General features: G+C 69.5%; 19 protein-coding genes. 11 read left to right on the forward strand and 8 right to left on the reverse strand.

From position 1 onward, the window contains the following. Nucleotides 1-76 precede the first annotated feature (76 nt). Nucleotides 77-751 carry a Crp/Fnr family transcriptional regulator gene (locus L632_RS0113500; protein WP_028713148.1) on the forward strand — a complete coding sequence of 225 codons (675 nt, stop codon included), beginning with the start codon at nucleotides 77-79 and terminating at the stop codon, nucleotides 749-751. A gap of 45 nt (nucleotides 752-796) precedes the next feature. Here L632_RS0113500 and L632_RS0113505 read toward each other — a convergent pair whose 3' ends face one another. The 8 genes from L632_RS0113505 to L632_RS0113540 form a co-directional block, all read right to left on the reverse strand. Continuing rightward, complete coding sequence (locus L632_RS0113505; protein WP_028713149.1) at nucleotides 797-1,030, reverse strand: cytochrome C oxidase subunit IV family protein; 234 nt, start codon at nucleotides 1,028-1,030, stop codon at nucleotides 797-799. Nucleotides 1,031-1,033: 3 nt separating this feature from the next. Further along, nucleotides 1,034-1,570 (reverse strand): cytochrome c oxidase subunit 3, encoded by a 537-nt coding sequence (locus L632_RS0113510; RefSeq protein ID WP_028713150.1) that lies wholly within the window; start codon nucleotides 1,568-1,570, stop codon nucleotides 1,034-1,036. After that, nucleotides 1,570-3,486, reverse strand: coding sequence for a nitric oxide reductase activation protein NorD (locus L632_RS0113515; RefSeq protein WP_028716957.1), 1,917 nt, complete (start codon nucleotides 3,484-3,486; stop codon nucleotides 1,570-1,572). The genes L632_RS0113510 and L632_RS0113515 overlap by 1 nt, the downstream gene beginning before the upstream one ends. Before the next feature lie 15 nt (nucleotides 3,487-3,501). Beyond that, complete coding sequence (locus tag L632_RS0113520) at nucleotides 3,502-4,314, reverse strand: CbbQ/NirQ/NorQ/GpvN family protein (RefSeq protein WP_028713152.1); 813 nt, start codon at nucleotides 4,312-4,314, stop codon at nucleotides 3,502-3,504. Nucleotides 4,315-4,317: 3 nt separating this feature from the next. After that, a complete protein-coding gene (locus L632_RS0113525) occupies nucleotides 4,318-5,706 on the reverse strand; it encodes a cbb3-type cytochrome c oxidase subunit I (protein WP_028713153.1) in 1,389 nt (462 codons plus the stop codon). 13 nt (nucleotides 5,707-5,719) lie between these two features. Further along, nucleotides 5,720-6,172 (reverse strand): cytochrome c, encoded by a 453-nt coding sequence (locus L632_RS0113530; protein WP_028713154.1) that lies wholly within the window; start codon nucleotides 6,170-6,172, stop codon nucleotides 5,720-5,722. Between the two features lie 90 nt (nucleotides 6,173-6,262). Next, entirely contained in the window at nucleotides 6,263-7,159 is an 897-nt protein-coding gene (locus tag L632_RS0113535; protein ID WP_028713155.1) for an FAD:protein FMN transferase, read from the reverse strand. Further along, nucleotides 7,156-9,201, reverse strand: a complete 2,046-nt coding sequence (locus L632_RS0113540; RefSeq protein WP_051476451.1) for a NosR/NirI family protein — start codon at nucleotides 9,199-9,201, stop codon at nucleotides 7,156-7,158. The genes L632_RS0113535 and L632_RS0113540 overlap by 4 nt, the downstream gene beginning before the upstream one ends. A 127-nt stretch (nucleotides 9,202-9,328) precedes the next feature. Between L632_RS0113540 and L632_RS0113545 the strand changes: the two genes are divergently transcribed. From L632_RS0113545 to L632_RS0113590, 10 genes are all read left to right on the forward strand, one after another. Continuing rightward, nucleotides 9,329-11,119, forward strand: coding sequence for a nitrite reductase (locus L632_RS0113545; RefSeq protein WP_028713157.1), 1,791 nt, complete (start codon nucleotides 9,329-9,331; stop codon nucleotides 11,117-11,119). A 65-nt stretch (nucleotides 11,120-11,184) separates the two neighbouring features. Further along, nucleotides 11,185-12,099, forward strand: a complete 915-nt coding sequence (gene cobA, locus L632_RS0113550) for a uroporphyrinogen-III C-methyltransferase (RefSeq protein ID WP_028713158.1) — start codon at nucleotides 11,185-11,187, stop codon at nucleotides 12,097-12,099. Continuing rightward, nucleotides 12,092-12,403 (forward strand): cytochrome c, encoded by a 312-nt coding sequence (locus L632_RS0113555; RefSeq protein ID WP_028713159.1) that lies wholly within the window; start codon nucleotides 12,092-12,094, stop codon nucleotides 12,401-12,403. The genes cobA and L632_RS0113555 overlap by 8 nt, the downstream gene beginning before the upstream one ends. Continuing rightward, nucleotides 12,400-13,551: a cytochrome D1 domain-containing protein gene (locus L632_RS0113560; RefSeq protein WP_036698254.1), complete on the forward strand. Its 1,152-nt coding sequence runs from the start codon at nucleotides 12,400-12,402 to the stop codon at nucleotides 13,549-13,551. The genes L632_RS0113555 and L632_RS0113560 overlap by 4 nt, the downstream gene beginning before the upstream one ends. A 2-nt stretch (nucleotides 13,552-13,553) precedes the next feature. Further along, nucleotides 13,554-14,525: an AsnC family transcriptional regulator gene (locus L632_RS0113565; RefSeq protein WP_036698256.1), complete on the forward strand. Its 972-nt coding sequence runs from the start codon at nucleotides 13,554-13,556 to the stop codon at nucleotides 14,523-14,525. After that, on the forward strand, nucleotides 14,522-14,995 hold the full coding sequence (locus L632_RS0113570; RefSeq protein WP_028713162.1) for an Lrp/AsnC family transcriptional regulator: 474 nt from the start codon (nucleotides 14,522-14,524) through the stop codon (nucleotides 14,993-14,995). Before L632_RS0113565 ends, L632_RS0113570 begins: the two co-directional genes overlap by 4 nt. Next, the gene (locus L632_RS0113575; RefSeq protein WP_028713163.1) at nucleotides 14,992-15,474 is read left to right on the forward strand and encodes an AsnC family transcriptional regulator; all 483 of its coding nucleotides are present in this window, start codon (nucleotides 14,992-14,994) and stop codon (nucleotides 15,472-15,474) included. The genes L632_RS0113570 and L632_RS0113575 overlap by 4 nt, the downstream gene beginning before the upstream one ends. Before the next feature lie 13 nt (nucleotides 15,475-15,487). Beyond that, nucleotides 15,488-16,711, forward strand: a complete 1,224-nt coding sequence (gene nirJ, locus L632_RS0113580; RefSeq protein WP_028713164.1) for a heme d1 biosynthesis radical SAM protein NirJ — start codon at nucleotides 15,488-15,490, stop codon at nucleotides 16,709-16,711. Next, entirely contained in the window at nucleotides 16,686-18,140 is a 1,455-nt protein-coding gene (locus L632_RS0113585) for a nitrite reductase (RefSeq protein WP_028713165.1), read from the forward strand. The genes nirJ and L632_RS0113585 overlap by 26 nt, the downstream gene beginning before the upstream one ends. After that, nucleotides 18,097-18,363 (forward strand): hypothetical protein, encoded by a 267-nt coding sequence (locus L632_RS0113590; RefSeq protein ID WP_028716960.1) that lies wholly within the window; start codon nucleotides 18,097-18,099, stop codon nucleotides 18,361-18,363. Before L632_RS0113585 ends, L632_RS0113590 begins: the two co-directional genes overlap by 44 nt. Nucleotides 18,364-18,598: the final 235 nt, after the last annotated feature.

Consider the following 18,598-nt stretch of genomic DNA (forward strand, 5'->3'; position numbering starts at 1 on the left):
GCGGAATGCGCGGTCTTTCCCTCGCCGGCCGGGCGTGCCAGACTTGGGCGGCGCGAAACCATGGATGAGGAATCCGATGAACGCCCCCCTGCCCGAGGCGGTAAAGAAGTCCGTTCTGCTGAACGGGCTGGCCCCCGACATGCGCGACAAGCTGCTGAAGGACGCCCAGCGCCGCAGCTATCGCGAGGGCGAGACCATCTTTCTGCAAGGCGATCCGGCGCGGGCGGTGTTCATCGTCCTGAACGGATTCGTCAAGCTGTCGCGGCTGACGCCGAACGGAACCGAGGCGGTGGTGGCGATCCTGGGCCGCAACCGCAGCTTTGCCGAGGCGATGGTGCTGCGCGGCGAACCCTATCCGGTCTCGGCCGAGGCGATCTCGGACTGCACGCTCCTGCAGATCGACGGCGCCCGGCTGCGGCAGTTCCTGCTGGAGAACCAGGAATTCGCCATCAGGATGCTGGCCTCGACCTTCGTGCATCTGCAAGGGCTGGTGGACCAGATCGAAAGGCTCAAGGCCCATACCGGGGTGCAGCGCGTGGCGCAGTTCCTGGCCGACCTTTCCGATGCCGAGGCCGGCCCGACCGAGGTGCGGCTGCCCTATAACAAGCGGCTGATCGCCGGCCATCTGGGCATGCAGCCGGAAAGCCTGTCGCGCGCCTTCGCCCGGCTGCGCCAGCACGGGGTCGAGATCGAGGCCGACAAGGCCATCATCGCCGATATCGCCGAATTGCGCATGATGGCGATGGATTGACGGCCGCGGGCGCCGCAAGCTGCGAAGGCGCCGGGCCCCCGCGCCTCAGATGACATGCAGCCCCCAGATCAGCACCAGCCAGATCGCCAGCGGCACGGTGAAGGCGGCGCGCCAGCCCGTTGCCCGGTCGAGATGCAGAAAACCGGCAAGGATGGTGCGGGCCTTGAGCAGCGCCACCGCCAGCAGCGCCGCGGCGGCGGCGGGGCCGGGCACGAAGGCCAGCGCCGTGGTCGCGGCGGTCAGCGCCAGCAGCATCAGCCAGATGCGCGTCAGTCCCATCCCCTACCCCAGCAGATAGACGGGCGGCAGCAGCAGCACCCAGACCAGATCGACCATGTGCCAGAAGGCGGCGCCGGCCTGCACCTCCTCGGCGCGCAGCCGGATCGCCACCAGCGCCAGCACGCCGATGCCGAACAGCACATGCGCGGCGTGAAAGCCGGTCAGGAGGTAGTAGAAGGTGAAGAACGGGTGGCTCTCCATGCCCAGGCCGGCGCGCAGGTCGCCGGCATATTCCACCGCCTTCACCGCCAGAAAGCCCGCGCCGCCCAGCGCCGCCAGCGCCAGCCCGACGCGCGCCCGGCGCCGGTCGCCCAGGCGGCAGGCGCGCTCGGCCCGGGCAGCAAAGAAGCCCGAGGTGACCAGGATCGCCGTGTTCAGCGCCGCCATCCAGCCATGCAGCTGCGCCTGCGCCGCGGCAAAGCCGGCCGGGTCGGTCAGCCGGACCGCAGCCATGGCGGTGATGCCGGCGGCAAAGACCAGCAGCTCGGATGCGATAAGCACCCAGATGATCGGCTCGCCCGGCAGGTCCTGGACGCGCATCACGCCACCAGTTGCCGATAGATCACCGGCAGCGCCGCCAGCAGCCGGTCGGGATGCGGGATCAGCGAAAAGCCGCCCTGGCCGAAGATGCGGGGAAACCAGCTTTTCCCGTCGCGGTCCACGGTGATCCCGTGCACGGCATGGCCGGCCATGCGCGCCTCGCGCACGGCGCGGGCGCTGTCCTCGATGCCGTGGCGACCCTCGTAATGGTCAAGGTCGTTGGGCTTGCCGTCGGTGATGACCAGCAGCAGCCGCCGGCTGCCGGCCTGGGCCGAAAGCCCGGCCGAGACATGGCGGATGCCGGCCCCCAGCCTTGTGTAGAAGCGCGGCCGCAGCCCGGCGATGCGCCGCTCGACCGCCGCACCCATCGGCTCGTCGAAAGCCTTGCAGGCGCTCAGAAACACCCGGTCGCGTTTCAGCGAGGAAAAGGCGTTGATCGCGAAGCGGTCGCCGCAGGCATCCAGCCCCCAGGCCAGCGCCGCCAGCGCCTCGCGCTCGATCTCGATCACCGCGCGGCCCGTCACCGCGCTTTCGGTCGAGCGCGACACATCGAGCAGGATCGACACCGCAAGATTGCGCGCCAAGGGCCGGGACTGGCGCCAGATCCGGTCGCTGCCCTGGCCGGTGGCGCGCAGGTCGGCGGCGGCGCGCACGGTCAGCTCTGCATCCAGCTCCTCGCCGTCGCGATGGCCGGTCGAGGTCAGGCGGCCGGGGCGCAGGGCCTCGAACTGGCGGCGCACGGCGCGGATGCGCGCCTGCGCGCCGGGATCGGGGGCCGGCGCCTCGTCATGCTCGGGCGCGCGGTTTTCCAGCACGCGCACATGATGGGCCAAGTAGCGCCCGCGCCGCGCATCCCATTCGGGATAGGTGTGGATGCCGGCGACAGCCTCAAGATCCGCGTCCTCGGGCGCAAGATCGAGATGCAGCCGCAGGCGCGTCGCCGGGGCCTTCGACACCTGGCCAAGGCCCAGTTCCTCCTGATCCTCGGCCGCCTTCTTCGCATCGTCCTGATCGTCATCGTCGACATGCCGGTTGAGGTTCATCAGATCGGCCCAGCTCAGCAGGGCCTCGAACTTGTGCAGGATCAGGCTGTCGCGGCGCTGCGGCTGATCGCTGCGACGGCGGCGGGCGCGGAACATGCGCGCGCTGGCCGGATCGGCGGCGATGCCGTCGGGCGCCTCGCCCGGCACGGCGGCGAGCGCCGTCTCGGGCAGGGCCAGATCGGGCCACAGCGGCACCGGCCGCATCGGGCGATAGCCGCGCGGCGCCTGCGCCTGCGGATCGTCCAGCGCCGCCAGCCAGTCGCGGGCCAGCGGCGGCAGCGGCGCCGGATCGCCCAGCAGATGCCGGGCCAGCGCCTCGACCGCCGCCTCGGCCGGCGGCAGCGCGGCGCGGGGGCGCAAGGACAGCACCAGTTCGGCAAGGTCGTCGTAAAGCCCGGTCAGGCCCGGCGCATCCTCCAGCGTGGCGGCGACGGCCCGCTGCGCCGCGCCCAGCCGTGCCAGGTCGCGGCGCAGCGGATCGCCCTGCGCGGGCACCATACTGCCATGCGCCGCGCAAGCTGCGAGCCACAGGAAAAGCGCGCCGTTCGCCTGGCGCGATGGCAGCGCCGACAGCCGCTCCGGCAGGCGCAGGATCTCGCCGTCGAAGCTGGCATGCGGCGTCAGTTCCGCCACCGTGCCCAGCCGGCGGCGCCAGCCGATGCGATGCCGCGACGCCTGGGCGGCGGCGGGCCGGATCTCGACCGCCGCACCGCCGCCCAGCCCCCGGAACAGCACCGCGAGCCGCCCCGAGACCTCGGAAAGCGCCACCGCCTGATCCTCGAATTCCTGCGGCGCGCCGAAGCCGCTGGCCCAGACATGCCAGAGCTTGCCGACGGTTTCCTCGGGCTCCCAGGGTTCAAGGTCCAGACCCATGGCACGCTCTCCTTTTCAGCCGAAGATCGCCGCGACCAGGTCGCGCAACCCGCGCTTGACCTCGGCATCGTCGGTCAGGGGCTCGATCATCGCCGCCTCGATGGCGCGGTCGATCGGCATGCCGCCGGCGATCAGGCTGGCGGCATAGACCACCAGCCGGGTCGAGACGCCCTCTTCCAGGTCCTGGCCCTTGAGGCCGCGGATCTTGCCCGCCAGCCGCACCAGCCCGGTCACGCGGTCGCGGTCGAGCCTGCTTTCCCGGGCGACGATCTCGGCCTCGCGCGCCGGTTCGGGAAAGTCGAACTCCATGGCCACGAAACGCTGCCGGGTCGAGGGTTTCAGCGTTTTCAGGATGTTCTGATAGCCGGGGTTGTAGGAGGCGACCAGCATGAAGCCGGGCGCCGCCTCGATCTCTTCGCCGGTGCGGTCGATGGGCAGGATGCGGCGGTCGTCGGTCAGCGGGTGCAGCACCACCGTCACGTCCTTGCGCGCCTCGACCACCTCGTCGAGATAGCAGATCGCGCCCTCGCGCACGGCGCGGGTCAGCGGGCCGTCGGTCCAGACCGTCTCGCCGCCTTTGAGCAGGTAGCGCCCGATCAGGTCGGCGGCGGACAGGTCGTCATGGCAGGCCACGGTATAAAGCGGCCGGCCCAGCCGCGCCGCCATATGGGCGACGAAGCGGGTCTTGCCGCAGCCCGTCGGGCCTTTCAGCAGCACCGGCAGGTCGTTGGCGGCGGCGGCCTCGAAGACCGCGACCTCGTCGCCCTGCGGCAGGTAGAAGGGGGCGTCGGCCGCCCCGTTCCGTTCGGTTTTCACATGCGCGTTCATGGCTTACTCCGCGGCCTCCAGATGGCCGTCCTTGTGCGATTGCACCGGGCCGGGCACGACGACCTCGCGGCGCGGGAACAGCACCGCATAGATGAACAGCAGCGCGCCCAGCACCACGGCGACGCCCGAGCCGAAGCGCATCCAGTAGAACAGCGCCAGCCCGTCCTGCACGTCCATGAAGAACCCGCCCTCGACGCGCTGCAGATGGGTCTGCACCGTTCCGGCGAAGGTCAGCGTCACCGTCATGAACACCATGCCCGAGGACATCAGCCAGAACGAGGCCATGTTCAGCACCTGGTTGTAGGGGTCGCGGTTCTTCATCAGCGGCATGCAATAGGTCACAAGCGCCAGCACCAGGCAGACATAGGCGCCATAGAAGGCCAGGTGGCCATGCGCGGCGGTGATCTGCGTGCCGTGGGTATAGTAGTTCACCCCGTGCAGCGTGTGCAGGAAGCCCCAGACCCCGGCCCCGAAGAAGGCCAGCACGGTGCAGCCCAGGCTCCAGACCAGCGCGGCCTTGTTCGGATGGTCGCGCCGGCCCTTCCAGACCATGACGAAGGCAAAGGACATCATGGCGAAGAAGGGCACGATCTCGAAGCTCGAGAAGATCGAGCCGATCCACTGCCAGTAAGCCGGCAGGCCGATCCAATAGTAGTGGTGCCCGGTGCCCAGGATGCCCGAGAACAGCGCCGTGGCGACGATGACGTAAAGCCATTTCTCGACCACCTCGCGGTCCACGCCGGTCAGCTTGAGCATCAGGAAGGCGAGGATGGCGGCCATGATCAGCTCCCAGACGCCCTCGACCCACAGGTGGATGACCCACCACCAGTATTGCTTGTCCAGCACCAGGTTCGCCGGGTTGTAGAAGGCGAAGAGCCACAGCAGCACCAGCCCCCACAGGCCCATCAGCAGCACGTTGGTCACCGCCGTCCGCCGCCCCTTCAGCGCGGTCATGCTGACATTGTACATGAAGATCACTGCGGCGACGGCGATGCCGAGCTTGACCCATTTCGGCTGTTCCAGAAACTCGCGCCCCTCCTTGCCCAGCAGCCAGTGGCCGTGGAACAGGTCGAACAGATAGGTCACCACCACGCCCGCCGTGCCGAGCACGAAGATGCCCAGCTGGATCCAGGCCAAGAGCGGCGAATGGATCTCGCGCTCGGCCTCTTCGGGCAGGATGTAATAGGTGGCGCCGAAAAAGCCCAGGAGCAGCCAGACCACCAGGCTGTTGGTATGCAGCATCCGGGCGATGTTGAAGGGCAAGAGCTCGGACAGGAAGTTCGGGCTGACATAGATCCAGCCCATGATCAGGCCGATCGTGACCTGCACGGCGAAAAGCACCATGGCCACAAGGAAATAGGCATAGGCGATGCGTTGCGATTGGTATCTCATCGGTGTTTCCCCCTCAGCCCGCCTCGTTCGGCGGCCAGTTCTGGGTGTTGATCGTGCCGGTAAACAGCAGGAAGTCGGTCAGCGCCCGGTATTCCTCGTCCGTCAGCTCGAAGCGGGGCATCTGGCGGCGGCCCTCGATGCCGGTGGGCATGGCTTCCATCCAGCCCTTCAGCGTCTCGACGGCGGTTTCGGGGTCGTCCTGCACGCCCCAGCGTTTCATGACATTGCCCAGTTCGGGCGCGAAATAGGCGCCCTCGCCCAGCAGCGTGTGGCAGTCGATGCAGGCGTTGCGTTCCCAGATATGCTTGCCCTCGGCCACCGAGGCCGTGAGCTGGCTTTCGTCCACGGCCCTGGTGCGGGCGTAGATATGGCTGTGCACCGTCAAGGCGCCAAAAATCAGAATGAAGAATATGGACCCGCCGTAGAAGACGTTCCGGGCCATGTTCTTGGTCATGATGTCGCTCATGACGCGGGTCCCTATCTGTTATTGTCGGATAATGCCTCACTGGACCCGGGGGCCGAGTCGTTCATTGACGGAAGTCAAGCGGCGAAAAACCTAGGCTTTTCCCGAAGAAATCCCGCCCGGCGCGGGGATCGCCAGCTCGATCCGGCAGCCCGGCAGCCGCGCCAGCGCCGCGCGGGCCGCCACGGAGGGCATCAGGCAAAGCGCGGTCGAAAGACCGTCCGCCAGCGCCGCGCTGTCGGCGCTGACCGAGACCGTGTCCCAAAGCGGCGCCCCGCCGCCGGGCGCCAGGATATGCGGCAGGCCCCGCGGCCCGATCAGCGTGCCGCCGGGGGAAGAGGTGGCCAGCGCCCGCCCGGTCAGCCGGATGCGGCGATGCTCGCGCCCCGCGGCATCGGCCAGTCCCACGCGCCAGCCCCGCGGTCCCAGCGCCCGGATCTCGCCCGCGTCGATCAGGAGGTCGGTCAGGTCGTGGCGCGCGGCGGCCTCGGCCAGCCGGTCGGCGGCCCAGCCCTGGGCAAGGCCGTTGAAGGTCAGCGCCATGCCGGGGCGAGCCAGCCGCACCTCGGACCGCGACCAGGCGACCGCATCCCAGCCGGCCAAGGCGCGGGCCGCCGCCTCGTCCCCGCCCCGGGCCCGCGCCAGCCACAGCGGCTGCACGGTCGGGTCGAAGGCGCCGCCGGTGGCGCGGTGCAGCCGGTCGGACAGGGCCAGAAGTTCCACCATTCCGGCCGCGGGAAAGCGCAGCCGCCCGTCGCGGTTCAGCCGCACCAGATCGGAATCGCGATGCAGCGAGAACAGGCTTTCGACATGGGCCAGCAGCCGCGCCGCCTCGGCGAAGAAGCCGCGGGCCTGCGCCGGGCTTGCCCCGTGCAGCCGCAGGGCGACATCGGCGCCCATGGCGCGGCCCTGCCATTCCTCGGGCGCGGCCTTCGCCATGGCGGGCAGCGCGGCGCAGGCGGTCAGCAGCAGGAAGCGGCGGCGGTTCATGGCGCATCTCCGGCCGGGGCGGCGCTGCGGGCGCGGCGTTTCAGCACCGGGCAGGTGCCGGGGTTGTTCATCACCACTTGGCAGCGCAGGCACAGCACGCATTCGTTGGGATTGATCCGGCCCAGGGGATCGATGGCGCCGACGGTGCATTTCGTCTCGCACAGCCGGCATTCGCGGCCGCATTGCGGGCGGCGCTTGAGCCAGTCGAAGATCTTCAGCTTGGCCGGGATCGCCAGCCCCGCCCCCAGGGGGCAAAGGTAACGGCAATAGAACCGCTCGATGAACAGCCCGCCGGCCAGCACCGCAAGCGCGAAGAGCACGAAGGGCCAGGCGCGCAGGAAGCGCATCGAGATCGCGGTCTTGAACGGCTCGACCTCGGCCAGGATCAGCGCCTGCTCCATGCTGTAGAAGCTCAGCGCGACGATGGCGACGAACAGCGTGTATTTGATCACCCAAAGCCGCTCGTGCAGCGCCTGCGGCACGGCGATCTGCCGCACCCCCAGCCGCTGGGCGGCGGCATTGGTCAGTTCCTGCAGCGCGCCGAAGGGGCAGAGCCAGCCGCAAAACACACCGCGGCCCCAGAACAGCAGCCCCAGCGCCACGGCGGACCAGATCAGGAAGATGATCGGCTCGATCAGGAAGGTCTCCCAGCGAAAGCCGGAGAGCAGCGCGTTCAGGAAGGCCACCACCTGCACCACGGAAAGCTGGCCGTTCAGCCCCCAGCCCAGCACGAAAAGCGTGGTGGCCAGAAAGCCCAGCCGCACCCGGCGCCACAGCACGGGCCGGCGCACCAGCGCCTCTTGCCCGAACAGGATCAGCGCCAGCACGAATAGCATGGCCCCGACCACGGCGATGCCGGGGATCTTCTTCAGCCAGAACTCCTGCCACAGCGGGACGCTCTCGGGCTCGGCTGCGGCGAAGGCTTCGGGCAGGCGGATGGTGGCGCGGATGGGCAGCGCGGCCTCTCCTCCCGCCACCAGCGGCCGGGTCGCGCTCACCACCAGATCGAAGGGCCGGCGCGGGTCGATGCCGCCGGCGGCGGGGTCGATGTTCAGCCGGAACAGGCTGATTTCCTTGAAGGCGGGCGCGTCGGGCAGCGCCAGCTTCTCGACCATGACGAAATCGCCGTCGCCCGGTTCGATCCGCAGCGCGCCCTGTTCGAAACCGATGCGCTCGAACCGGCCCGAGCGGCGCCATTCCGTGCCGCGCGGACTGTAAAGCCCGCGCGACAGCACCGCGACCAGCGCCTGCCCGGGTTGCAGCGCGCCCGCGGCGGCGGTGAACGCCTGCGCGCCCAGCAGGTTGCGGCCGACGGTCGGCGGGTCGATCAGCCCGGCATAAAGCTCCAGGAAGGGGGCGTCCGAAGGCTCGACCGGCACCTTGGCACCGGCAAAGGCGCGCGCCGCCTCGGCCATCGAGACCGTGACATGGCCGAACGCCCCCTCGGCCAGCAGGTCGGCCCAGGTCGCGGGGCGGTAGCCGACGCGGTCGATGCCGCCGCCGCCCAGCCCCTGCGCCTGCGCCAGCACCCGGGCGCTGCGCAGGATGCCGTCGCGGATCACCCCGGTCGAGACCGTGGCGCGCGAGATCACCTCGGGCAGCGCCTGGCCGTCTCCCGGCCCCTGCGACAGATCGACGCCCCGGAAGCCGTCCACATAGGCGGCGATATGCGCCTCGGAAATGCCGAGGCTCAGCACCGGCTCGGTCTGGCGCACCAGTTTCGCGCCGGCAATGGCGCCCTGCGGCGTCACCGCGACCAGCACGTCCAGCGGCTTGCCGGAATAGCCGGCGGTCGCCGCGATCTCCCAGGTCGAGCCGATCATGCCCAGCGCCCGGCCGTCGCGGCTGACGTTCCAGCCCGGCACCGGCGTTTCGCGGCGGTCCAGCATCACCGGCCCGTCCGCGTCGAACAGCGCCTGCGCCAGCGCCGCATCGGGAACGGAAAGCGGCTCGGGCCGGGCCGGAAGCGCCAGCAAGACCAGCGCCAGCAGCGCCAGCAGCAGGCGGCAGGGGGCAAGGGATAGATCGCCGGGCATCGCCATCCGCATCCGTGGTTGCCCGCCCCTGATCGCGCAAATGCCGCACCCCGACCTTAACAAAGGTCAAAGCCCCGCGCGCGAAATGCGCCCAGGAACGGCTTGAACGCGCGCCAGCAAATAGGAAAGCCAGATGAGACAAAGGACTCCAATCGCCAGACCGGGCCTGCTGGCCTCGGCAGCCCTGGCCCTTGTCCTTGGGCCGCTTGCGGCTATCGCACAGGAACAGGCCCCCGCCGCCAAGGACCCCAAGGCCGCGCTGGAAGATCACCAGACCAAGACCGACAACCGATACGAACCCTCGCTGGACAATCTGGCGCAGCAGGACGTGGCCGCCCCCGGCGCGCCCGAGGGCATCCCGGCCCTGTCGGACGCCCAGTATAACGAGGCCAACAAGATCTATTTCGAACGCTGCGCCGGCTGTCACGGCGTGCTGCGCAAGGGCGCGACCGGCAAGGCGCTGACCCCCGACCTGACGCGCGAGCTGGGCTTCGACTACCTGCAGACCTTCATCACCTACGGCTCGCCGGCGGGCATGCCGAACTGGGGCACCTCGGGCGAGCTTTCGGCCGAACAGGTCGACCTGATGGCGAACTACCTGCTTCTGGATCCGGCCGCGCCGCCGGAATTCGGCATGAAGGAGATGCGCGAGACCTGGAAGGTCCATATCGCCCCCGAGGACCGGCCCCAGGCGCAGGAGAACGACTGGGATCTGGACAACCTGTTCAGCGTCACCCTGCGCGACGTGGGCCAGATCGCGCTGATCGACGGCCAGACCTACGAGATCAAGTCGGTGCTGGATACCGGCTATGCGGTCCATATCAGCCGCCTCTCGGCCTCGGGCCGCTACCTGTTCGTCATCGGCCGCGACGGCAAGGTCAACATGATCGACCTGTGGATGAAGGAACCCGCCACAGTGGCCGAGATCAAGATCGGCTCGGAGGCGCGTTCCATCGAGACCTCGAAGATGGAGGGCTGGGAGGACAAATACGCCATCGCCGGGGCCTATTGGCCGCCGCAATACGTCATCATGGACGGCGAGACGCTGGAGCCGATGAAGATCCAGTCCACGCGCGGCATGATCTATGACGAGCAGGAATACCACCCCGAGCCGCGCGTCGCCGCGATCCTCGCCAGCCATTACCGGCCCGAGTTCATCGTCAACGTCAAGGAGACGGGCAAGATCCTGCTGGTCGACTATACCGACCTCAAGAACCTCAAGACCACCGAGATCGAGGCGGAACGCTTCCTGCATGACGGCGGCCTGGACGGCTCGCACCGCTACTTCATCACCGCCGCCAACGCCCGCAACAAGCTGGTGGTGATCGACACCAAGGAAGGCAAGCTGGTCGCGATCGAGGATACCGGCGGCCAGACCCCGCATCCGGGACGCGGCGCGAACTTCGTCCACCCGACCTTCGGCCCGGTCTGGGCGACCTCGCATATGGGCGACGATTCGGTGGCGCTGATCGGCACCGATCCCGAAGGCCATCCGGACAATGCCTGGAAGATCCTGGACAGCTTCCCGGCGCTGGGGGGCGGTTCGCTGTTCATCAAGACGCACCCGAATTCGCAGTATCTCTATGTCGATGCGACCCTGAACCCCGAGGCCGAGATTTCCGGCTCGGTCGCGGTCTTCGACATCAAGGCGATGACCGGCGACGGCTCGGACCCCGACTTCGTCACCCTGCCCATCGCCGAATGGGCCGGCATCACCGAGGGCCAGCCCCGCGTCGTGCAGGGCGAGTTCAACAAGGAGGGCACCGAGGTCTGGTTCAGCGTCTGGAACGGCAAGGACCAGCAATCGGCGCTGGTCGTGGTGGACGACAAGACGCTGGAGCTGAAGCACGTCATCAAGGACGAGCGGCTGGTGACCCCCACCGGCAAGTTCAACGTCTACAACACCAAGACCGACACCTACTGAGCGGTCACGACCCAGGCGGGCGCGTTCGCGCCCCCGTCCAGGCAGATTTTCCGAGGGGGTCCGACATGGCCGGCAAGATGGTGACGAACGGCGCGGCGACAAGCGGGGCGGCGGCCCGACCGCCCGGCAAGACGGCGCGCGAGGCGGTGCAGGGCCTGGCCGCGCACGAGGCGGCGGCCCGGACGGCGGCATCCGGCGGGGGGGTGGGCCGCGTCCACCTGATCGGCGCCGGTCCCGGCGATCCCGAGCTGCTGACGCTGCGGGCCCTGCGGCTTTTGCAACAGGCGGACGTGGTGGTGCACGACCGGCTGGTCTCGGACGAGGTGATGGCCTGCATCCCCGCCCATGTCCGGCGCATCCCGGTGGGCAAGGCGGCGGGCTTCCATCCCGTCCCGCAAGAGCAGATCAACGCCCTGCTGGTCGAGCTGGGCCTTTCCGGCCTGACCGTGGCGCGGCTCAAGGGCGGCGATCCGACGATCTTCGGCCGCGGCGGCGAGGAGTTCGAGGCCGTGACCGCCGCCGGCATCCCCTGCGACTATGTGCCCGGCATCACCGCGGCGCAGGGGGCGGCGGCCTCGGCCCGCTTTCCGCTGACGCATCGCGGGCTGGCGACCGGGCTGCGCCATGTCACCGGCCACCGGGCCCGGGACGCGGCGCTGGATCTCGACTGGGCCTCGCTGGCCGATCCGCAGACCACGCTGGCCGTCTATATGGGCGCGGCCAACATGGCCGAGATCGCGGCCGAGCTGATCCGCCACGGCATGCCCTCCGACCTGCCGGTGCTGGCCGTGTCTCAGGCCAGCACCCCGCAAGAGCAGCGGCTGCACGCCACGCTTCAGGATATCCCCGACGCCCTCGCGCGCCGACCGCTGCCGGCGCCGTTGCTGTTCATCCTCGGCCATGTCGCGGCGCTGGCCGAGGATTGCGCCCTGCCCCAGGGGGTCGGCCGCCCGGAATGGCGGCTGGTGGCGCATGGCTAGGCTGGCGCTCCTGCTGGCGCTGCTGGCCGGGACCGCGGTCGCGGGACCGCCCGACGCCGCGCGGCAGGATCAGCTGCGCCATCTGGTGCGGCAGGATTGCGGCTCGTGCCACGGCTTGCGGCTGACCGGCGGGCTGGGCCGCCCGATCACCGCCGGGGCGCTGGCTGGGCGCGATGCCGAGGATCTGGCCGGCCTGATCCTGGACGGCATGCCCGGAACCGCCATGCCGGGCTGGCGCCCGCTGCTGACCGAGGACGAGGCGCGCTGGATCGCCGATTACCTTCTGACGACGGAGACGCAATGATGCTCAAGGCAATTCTCGCCGCCCTGATGATCGCCGCCCCGGCGCTGGCCGGGGAGTTGCGCGGCACCGGCGATCTGGGCCTGATCGTCGAGCGCGAGGCGGGCTCGCTGCTGGTCGTGGACCGCAGCGAACGCGCCGCGCTCGGCCGGATCGAGGGCCTGGGCGACCTGTCCCATGCCAGCCTGGTCTATTCCCCCGACGAACGCTTCGCCTATGTCTTCGGCCGCGACGGCGGGCTGACCAAGGTCGATATCCTGACCCGTCAGGTGGTCCGCCGCGTGGTGCAGGCCGGCAATTCCATCGGCGGGGCCATTTCGGACGACGGCCGGCTGGTCGCGGTGGCGAATTACGAGCCGGGCGGCGTCCGGGTCTTCGACGCCGAGACGCTGGAGCCGGTGGCGGATGTGCCGATGGGCTCGAAAACCGTGGGCATCGCCGATGCGCCGGGCTCGCGCTTCGTCGTCGCGACCTGGGACACGGGCGAGGTCTGGATCCTCGACCATGCCGCCGATCCGGCACAGCCTGGGGTGACGAAGCTGGAGGGCATCGGCGCCAATCCCTATGACGCGCTGCTGACCGGCGACGGGCGGCGCTATATGGTCGGGCTGTTCGGCGAAAAGGGGCTGGTGCAGGTCGATCTGTGGCAGGACCCGCCCGAGGTCACGCGCTTCCTGCCCGATTACGGCAAGGACCAGCCGGACCTGCCGGTCTACAAGATGCCGCATCTGCAGGGCTGGACGCTGGCCGAGGGGGTCTTTGCCCTGCCCGCCGTGGGGCTGCACCAGCTGCTTTGGGTCGATGCCGACGGGCTGGCCGAGATCGCCCGCACCGACCTGGCCGGGCAGCCGGTCTTTGCGCTGGCCCGCCCCGACAAGCGCGAGATCTGGGTGAATTTCGCCCCGCCCGACAATGACAAGCTGCAGGTGGTGGACGCGCTGACCCATGAGGTCATCGACACGCTGACCCCCGGCAAGGGCGTGCTGCACATGGAGTTCGCCCCGCGCGGGCGCGAGGTCTGGCTGTCGGTCCGCGACGAGAACCGGGTCGAGATCCGCGACGCCCGCTCGCGCGCGGTGCTGGGCGAGATCGAGGCGCGCGCGCCCTCGGGGATCTTCTTCACCGACCGCGCGCATCGGACGGGGCTGTGACCATGGACGACCTGGACCTGCGCCTGCTCGACGGCTTCCAGCGCGACCTGCCGCTGGTGACCCGGCCCTTTGCCGCCATGGCCCACCGCCTCGGGACCAGCCAGGCCGAGGTCATCGCCCGCCTGACCCGGCTGCGCGACGAAGGCATCGTCTCGCGCATCGGCGCCACCTGCCGGCCGAACACCGCCGGCGCCTCGACGCTGGCGGCGCTGCGGGTGCCCGACCGGCGCATGGAGGAGGTCGCGGCGCTGGTCGGGGCCGAGCCGGGCGTCAACCATGCCTATCTGCGCGAGGGCAGCGAATGGAACCTGTGGTTCGTCGCCACCGCCCCCGATGCCGCGGCGCTGGCCGAAAGCCTCGCCCGGATCGAGGCGGCGACGGGCCTTGCCGTGCTGTCCCTGCCGCTGGTGCGCGCCTTCAACATCGACCTGGGCTTTCCGCTGATCGGCCCGCGCCGCGCCATGGCGCTGGACCGGCCCGCCGACCTGGACGCCCTGCGCCCGCGCGACCGCGCGCTGATGCAGGCGCTTTCGACCGGGCTGGCGCTGATCCCGCGCCCCTTCGTCGCGCTGGGACAGGCGCTTCACCGCAGCGAGGCCGAGGTGATCTCGCGCATCCGCGCGCTGGCCGAGGCGCGCATCCTGACCCGGGTCGGGGTGATCGTGAAGCATCGCGCACTTGGCTGGTGCGAGAATGCCATGGTGGTCTGGCGCCTGCCCGAAACGGCCGTCGAAACCGCCGGCACCGCGCTGGCGGGGGTGCCGGGGGTGACGCTTTGCTATCAGCGGCGCTGCGTGCCCGGGCTGTGGAACTGGCCGCTGTTCTGCATGATCCACGCCCGTTCCCGCGCCGAGGCGATGGCGGTGCTGGCCGAGGCCCGCGCCCTGCCGGAACTGGCCCGCGTGCCGCATCGCATCCTGTTCTCGACCCGCTGCTTTCGCCAGCGCGGCGCCACCATCGAGGTCGCCGCATGAGACGCCGGACCCTGCCGCCCGAGGCGCTGGACGATACCGACCGCGCCATCCTGAACCGCCTGCAAGAGGGGTTTCCCCTGACTCCGCGGCCCTTCGACGATGCCGGCGCGGCGCTTGGCCTGACCGGGACCGCGCTGATCGAGCGGCTGGAACGGCTGCGCGAGATCGGCGCCATCACCCGCTTCGGCCCCTTCTACGATGCCGCGGCGATGGGCGGGGCCTTCTGCCTTTGCGCGCTCTCCGCGCCCGAGGCGGATTTCGACCGCATCGCCGCGCTGGTCAACGCCCATCCCGAGGTGGCGCATAACTATGCCCGCGACCATGCGCTGAACATGTGGTTCGTGCTGGCCACCGCCACGCCCGAGGGCATCGGAGAAACCTGCGCAAGGATCGAGGCCGAGACCGGGCTGACCGTCTGGCGCTTTCCCAAGCTGCGGGAATTCTTCATCGGCTTCCGGGTGGCGGCATGACGGCGCTGGACGATACCGACCGCCGGCTGATCGCCGCCACGCAGGCCGGGCTGCCGCTGGTCGAAGCGCCCTATGCCCGGATCGCCGCCGATCTGGGCCTGACCGAGGCGCAGGTCATCGCCCGGCTGGCCGCCATGCAGGCCAAGGGCGTGATCCGCCGCATCGCCATCGCGCCCAACCATTACGCGCTGGGAATGACCGCCAACGGCATGAGCGTCTGGGACGTGGACGACGCGCGGGCGGAAGCCCTGGGCGAAAGGGTGGGCGCGCTGGATTTCGTGACGCATTGCTACCTGCGGCCGCGCGCGCCGGTCTGGCGCTACAACCTCTTCGCCATGCTGCACGGCCAGAGCCGCGCCGAGGTCGAGGACAAGCGCGCCCGGGTCCGCGCCCTGCTGGGCACCGCCTGCCGGGGCGACGACATCCTCTATTCCACCCGCATCCTGAAAAAGACCGGCCTGCGCCTGAAGGACGGCTAAGAAAGGCAAAGCCATGTTCCGCCTGACCCAATACATGCACCAGCTTCTGGACCCCTCGCCGCCGCGCCGCCGCAGCCGGCCGGATGCGGTCCGCCCGGTGGTGATCTGGAACCTGACCCGCAGCTGCAACCTGAAATGCCGCCATTGCTATACCGTCTCGGCCGACCGGCCCTTTCCCGGCGAGCTGACGCATGAGCAGGCCATGGCGGTGCTGCGCGACCTGTCGGATTTCCGCATCCCGGCGCTGATCCTGTCGGGGGGCGAGCCGATGTCGCGCTTCGACTTCTGGGAACTGGCCGAGGAGGCGCGGCGGCTGGACTTCCGCCACCTGTCGCTGTCCACCAACGGCACCAGGATCGACGCCGGCAACGTGGAGCGGCTGGCCGGGCTGGGCTTCGACTATGTCGGCATCTCGCTGGACGGGATCGGGGCGGTGAACGACTGGTTCCGCGGCGTCGAGGGGGCCTTCGACCAAGCGCTGGCCGGCGTACGGGCCTGCAAGGCGCAGGGCGTCAAGGTCGGCCTGCGCTTCACCATCACCGAGGGCAATGCCCATCACCTGCCCGCCATGCTGGACCTGTGCCGCGACGAGGGCGTGGACAAGTTCTACCTGTCGCATCTGGTCTATGCCGGCCGCGGCGACAAGCACCGGGGCGAGGATACCGAACATGCCCGCACCCGCCGCGCCATGGACCTGCTGATCGCCCGCGCCTGGGAGGCGGTCGAGCGGGCCGAGCCGCTGGAGGTGGTCACCGGCAACAACGATGCCGATGCGGTCTATTTCCTGCGTTGGGCCGAGACGCGCTTTCCGCCCGCCGCCGTCGCGCATCTGCGCGCGCATCTGGAGGCCTGGGGCGGCAACTCCTCGGGCCTCGGCGTCGGCAATATCGACCCGCAGGGCCGCGTCCATCCCGACACCTATTGGTCGGACTATACCTTGGGTTCGGTCAAGGAACGGCCGTTTTCCGCGATCTGGACCGGGGACGACCCGATCCTGGCCACGCTGCGCACCCGGCCGCGGCCGCTGAAGGGGCGCTGCGGCGCCTGCGCCTATCAGGCGGTCTGCGGCGGCAATACCCGCATCCGGGCGCTGCAACTGACCGGCGACCCCTGGGCCGAGGATCCGGCCTGCTATCTCTCGGGCTCCGAGATCGGCGCAGAGGGCGCCGACCTGGACCGCCTTGCCGTCACGCCTTTCCGGGGAAAAAGCCATGATCCGGCCCATCGCTTTCTTTAGCCTGCTGCTCGCCCTGCCGCTGGTGGCCCAGGCCGACCCGGCCGCCGACTATGCCGAGCATTGCGCCGCCTGCCATGGCGAGGATCGGCTGGGCGGCACCGGCCCGGCGCTGATCCCCGAGACGCTGGGCCGCGTGCGCGGCATCGACGCGGTGATCGCCCAGGGCCGGGTCTCGACCCAGATGGAGGGCTTTGCCGACCGGCTGTCGCCCGAGGCCATCGCCGCGCTGGTCGGCTATGTCACCGCGCCGCTGGACCAGCGCCCGGACTGGAGCGCCGAGCAGATCGCCGCCAGCCGCGAGATGAATGCCGACTATCAGCCGGCGGACAAGCCGGTCTTTGCCGCCGATCCGCTGAACATCACGCTGGTGGTCGAGACGGGCGACCATCACGTCAGCGTGCTGGACGGCGACACGTTCGAGGTTCTGGACCGCTTCGCCACCCCCTTCGCCGTGCATGGCGGGCCGAAATTCAGCCCGGACGGGCGCTTCGTCTACATCATGTCGCGCGACGGCTGGGTGCAGAAATACGATATCTGGTCGCTGGCCGAGGTCGGCCGCATCCGCGCCGCGCTGAACAGCCGCAACATCGCCATCAGCCCGGACGGCCGGCGCATCGCGGTGGCGAACTACCTGCCGGAAAGCCTGACCATCCTGGATTCGGACCTGAACCCGCTGCGGCTGATCGACACGCAGGTCGACGGCATCCCCAGCCGGGTCAGCGCCGTCTATCAGGCGCCGCAGCGCCACAGCTTCGTGCTGGCGCTGAAGGACGCGCCCGAGATCTGGGAGGTCGCGACCGCCGACCTGTCCATCCGCCGCATCCCCATCGACGAGCCGCTGGACGATTTCTTCTTCTCGCCCGACTATCGCCAGCTGATCGGCGCCAACCGCGACGGCGACAAGGGCGTGGTGATCGACCTGGACGACGGGCACAAGGTGGCGGAGCTGCCCCTGCCGGGGATGCCGCATCTGGGCTCGGGCATCACCTGGGAACGCGACGGCCGCCGGGTCATGGCTACCCCGCATCTGGGCGAGGGCGTGCTTTCGGTCATCGACATGCAGGACTGGAGCCTGGTCAAGCAGATCAAGACCGACGGTCCCGGCTTCTTCCTGCGCGGCCATGCCACCAGCCCCTATGTCTGGGCGGACGTGTTCTTCGGCCCGCACAAGGACGAGATGCACATCATCGACAAGCAGACGCTGGAGATCGTCAGGACCCTCGCGCCCTTCCCGGGCCAGACCTTCGCCCATAGCGAATTCACCCGCGACGGCAGCCATGTGCTGGTCTCGCTGTGGGAGGACGAGGGCGCGGTCGTGGTCTATGATGCCAGGACGCTGGACGAGGTGAAACGGCTGCCGATGCGCAAGCCTTCGGGGAAATACAATGTCTGGAACAAGATCACCTTCGAGGACGGAACCAGCCACTGACGGCTGGCCCGCCTGGAAACTGGCGCTGCTGTTCTATCCCTTCGCGGCGGCGGCGGTCTGGATCAACCTGTTCATGCTGTCGCTGCTGGCCAGCTGGACCGGCCTGCCGGTGCTGGCACCGCTGCGGGCGGCCGGGGCCGCGCTGGTGCTGGGCGTGCCGGCGGCCTGGGCCTCGGGGCGCTGGATCCGCGGCCTGATGGACCGCGCCCGCCCGCGCGGCTGAACGGCTGAACGGCTGAACGGCTGAACGGCTGAACGGCTGAACGGCTGAACGGCTGAACGGCTGAACGGCTGAAGCACCTTGGGCAGGATCATAACTAAAGATTATCATAGCCATACAAACATATAAATTCCAAGTATTTTTAAAGCTGCTAGAACCTGTCGGCAGAGGGAGTGCAGATTCGCACGAGCCATCCGCTGCGGTCGCATGGCGGCCGCGGTCCGCACCCGGTATCTGC

This window comes from Paracoccus sp. J39, from assembly GCF_000518925.1.
Taxonomy (GTDB): domain Bacteria; phylum Pseudomonadota; class Alphaproteobacteria; order Rhodobacterales; family Rhodobacteraceae; genus Paracoccus.